The 3006-nt window shown below is 63.3% G+C and carries 3 protein-coding genes and 1 pseudogene; 1 reads left to right on the top strand and 3 read right to left on the bottom strand.

The genetic code is table 11. The features are described from left to right. The 3 genes from EN935_RS29040 to EN935_RS29025 all read right to left on the bottom strand — a co-directional run. Window positions 1–167 (bottom strand): alcohol dehydrogenase catalytic domain-containing protein (locus EN935_RS29040; protein WP_164771408.1); only part of this gene is annotated, 167 nt, incomplete at its 3' end. Window positions 168–182: 15 nt separating this feature from the next. Beyond that, entirely contained in the window at window positions 183–1505 is a 1323-nt protein-coding gene (hisD, locus tag EN935_RS29035) for a histidinol dehydrogenase (protein ID WP_127263314.1), read from the bottom strand. 207 nt (window positions 1506–1712) lie between these two features. Further along, entirely contained in the window at window positions 1713–2486 is a 774-nt protein-coding gene (locus tag EN935_RS29025; protein ID WP_127373884.1) for a glucose 1-dehydrogenase, read from the bottom strand. Between the two features lie 130 nt (window positions 2487–2616). Here EN935_RS29025 and EN935_RS29020 point away from each other — a divergent pair. Beyond that, window positions 2617–3006 (top strand): annotated as a pseudogene (locus EN935_RS29020) (histidinol-phosphate aminotransferase); the annotation flags it as partial.

Raw genomic sequence — 3006 nt, 5'->3', positions numbered from 1 at the left:
GAAGGCGACCGACTTATCCACTGTCCCGTGCGGAAATTGTGCAGGTCCGAACCGCAAATGCCGGCGGCGTCGACCCTGAGCTTCACCCAGCCGGCATCCGGCGCGCCCGGCGTGGCAACATCCTCGACGCGCAGGTCACCAGGTCCATAAAGTCGAGCAGCCTTCATCGCGATCGTTTCCGCTCAGCCGGCGAGATAGCGGTCGCGGATTTCCGAGACCGCGTTCTCATGCGAGCTGAAGCCCTCGTAGCGGGCGAGCCTGCGGGCGTGCAGGGCGAGTTCCGGATAGGCCGTAGAGGTGACATAGCCGACCGACGAGCGCTTGACGAAATCCGTCACCGAAAGCGGCCCGTAGGTTCGCGCCCAGCGGCTGGTCGGCAGCACCGCATTGGGTCCGAGGACGAAGTTGGCAAGTGTCACCGGCGTGTGCGGACCCATGAGGATTTCAGCCGCCTCGGTGATGCGGCCGAGATGCGCGAACGGCTCCTTCGACAGGATCTCGAGATGTTCTGGGGCATAGTCGTTGATGAAGCGGTAGCTGTCTTCCAGCGACGCCGTCAGCACGATGCCGCCGCGCTTGCCGGTCAGCACCGCGCGCGAGAACTCCACACGCTGCTCGGTCATCCGCGACCAATGTTCTGGAAGTGCAGCCAAAGCGGCTTCCGCAACCTTGCGGCTGTGCGTCACCAGATAGGCCGAGGAATCCGGCCCGTGCTCGGCTTCGATCAACAGGTCGAGCGCGGCAAGGCCGCCGTCGACGCTGTCATCGGCAAAGATGATCGCTTCCGACGGACCGGCTGGAAGGCCTGTGTTGATGACCGATGACAACACGCTCTTGGCCGCCACCACCCACGGGCTGCCGGGGCCGACGATCTTGAGCGCGGGCTTCACCGTTTCCGTGCCGTAGGCGACGGCGGCGACCGCTTGCGCGCCGCCGCATTTGTAGACGGTCCCCACGCCAGCGAGGCGCGCGGCGACGAGCGTTGCCGCATCCACCGACCCATCCGATGTCGGCGGCGTCACGATAGCGATCTGCGGCACGCCGGCAATCACCGCCGGCACCGACGTCATCATCGTCACCGACGGAAAGGCGCCCTTACCGCGCGGCACGTAGAGCGCAACGGAAGCGATCGGCGTGTACCTGTCGCCGGCATAGGCGCCCGGCCGGACTTCCTTGAGCCACATCGTTTCCGGCTTCTGCTCCTCATGAAAATGCCTGATGTTGTCGATGCCGAACTGGATGCTCTCGACGACATCCTTTTCGACCTTGTCGAACGCCGCGTCGAACTCGGCTTCCGACACTTGCAGTTCGCCCTCGGCGACATCGGCCTTGTCGAGTTCCCTGGCAAACCGGATCAAGGCGGCGTCGCCTTCGTCCTTGACGGCCTGGATGATCGGCCGGACCTTCTCGACGAAGACCGTCAGATCGGCCTCGGCGCGCTTCAGCAGACTGGCGCGCTGGTCGGCATCGATGGATGACAAATCGTGGAAGCTGATCTCGGACATGGTTTGCTCGTTCTCCTGGAACTCTTGGAACGCAATGACGGCTGACGTTGGTCGGCCATAGTTCTGCAGGCCGACAGGTCGACCCGGGACAAGGATCAAAGCCATCGAGAGGCTTCACTCGGGCAAAAGCATATACATGTATGTATGATGGTCGCCAGCAATTTTTCCATCATCCTTCCGGTCGAAACTGCCGAGACAAACCGCACATCAGATCGAGGCGAGAAAGCCGCCATCGACCGGGATGGACTGGCCGGTTATGTAGGCCGCGGCATCCGAAGCGAGAAACACCGCGATGCCGTGCAGATCGTGCAGGTCGCCGAAACGCCGCTGCGGGATCTTGGCCAGCATGGAGTGCTGCCATGCCTCGTTGCTGTAGAAAACGTCAGTCATCGCCGTCCTAAAATAGCCCGGCGCGATGGCGTTGACCCTTATGCCAAGCTCCGCCCACTCCGCCGCAAGGGCGCGGGTCATGCCGAGCAGGCCTGACTTAGACGAGCCATACGGCACCGCCGTGGGGATTCCGACTTCAGATGTCAGCGAACAAAGATTGATGATGGTGCCGGACCGGCCGGCGTCGCGCATCTGCCGCGCGGCGGCCTGGGCGCAGAAGAACGCTCCCTTGAGATTCGTGTCGACGATCCTGTCCCACAGCGCCTCGTCGACATCGAGCGAGGGCCGAACCTCTTCCACGCCGGCATTGTTGACGAGAATGTCGAGGCCGCCAAGCAGGCCGGCCGCCTCTTCGGTGGCTGCGCGGCAGCGGCCGACATCGGTGACGTCGAGCGCGATGGCATGCGCCCCCCCGCCGGCGGCGCGGATGGCTGCCACGGTGTCCTCCAGCGAAGCGAGGCTGCGCGCCGTGACCGCAACGTCGGCACCGGCCGCGCTCAGCGCTTCGGCGATGCTGCGCCCGATGCCGCGACTGGCGCCGGTGACAAGCGCCTTCCTGCCGGAGAGATCGAAGAGAGAAGCATTGCGCATGTGATCCTCCTGGTCGGTGTCGGCTTCGGCATCAGTTTGGAGACTATCAGATCAAGTTACATATACAAGCATATACAAACTATTTCAGCTGCGGTACTGATGACGAAATCCGCCGCAGAGGAGCCCGCCCGTGTCGAAAGCCTCGGATATGGTTCGCACCGAAGTCAACCGCCTTTCGCCCTACAATTCCGGGCTGACCATTGACGAGGTGCAACAACGATACGCGCCGGCCAGGATCGCCAAACTAGGTTCGAACGAAAACCCGCTCGGGCCAAGCCCGTCGCTGGCCACGACGATGCATGCCGGGTCCGAGATGTTCCGCCTCTATCCGGACCCTGCCGGACGCAAGCTGCGCCAGGCGATCGCCGACAAATATGCCGTCACCGAGGACCAGATTATCCTAGGCAACGGTTCCGAAGACCTTCTCTCCGTCATCAGCCGGGCCGTGTTGCGGCTAGGCGACGCCGTCGTCACGCTCTATCCGTCGTTCTCGCTGCATGAGGACTATGCGACGCTGATG

The organism is Mesorhizobium sp. M7D.F.Ca.US.004.03.1.1 (assembly GCF_003998635.1).
GTDB lineage: Bacteria > Pseudomonadota > Alphaproteobacteria > Rhizobiales > Rhizobiaceae > Mesorhizobium > Mesorhizobium loti.
The sequence above is the reverse complement of the archived record's forward strand: the minus strand, read 5'-3'. Positions and strand labels throughout refer to the sequence as shown.

Bases quoted from the DNA above. Each gene is read 5' to 3' on its own strand.
- EN935_RS29025 (WP_127373884.1), bottom strand. From the start codon at position 2,486: ATGCGCAATGCTTCTCTCTTCGATCTCTCCGGCAGGAAGGCGCTTGTC.
- hisD (WP_127263314.1), bottom strand. From the start codon at position 1,505: ATGTCCGAGATCAGCTTCCACGATTTGTCATCCATCGATGCCGACCAG.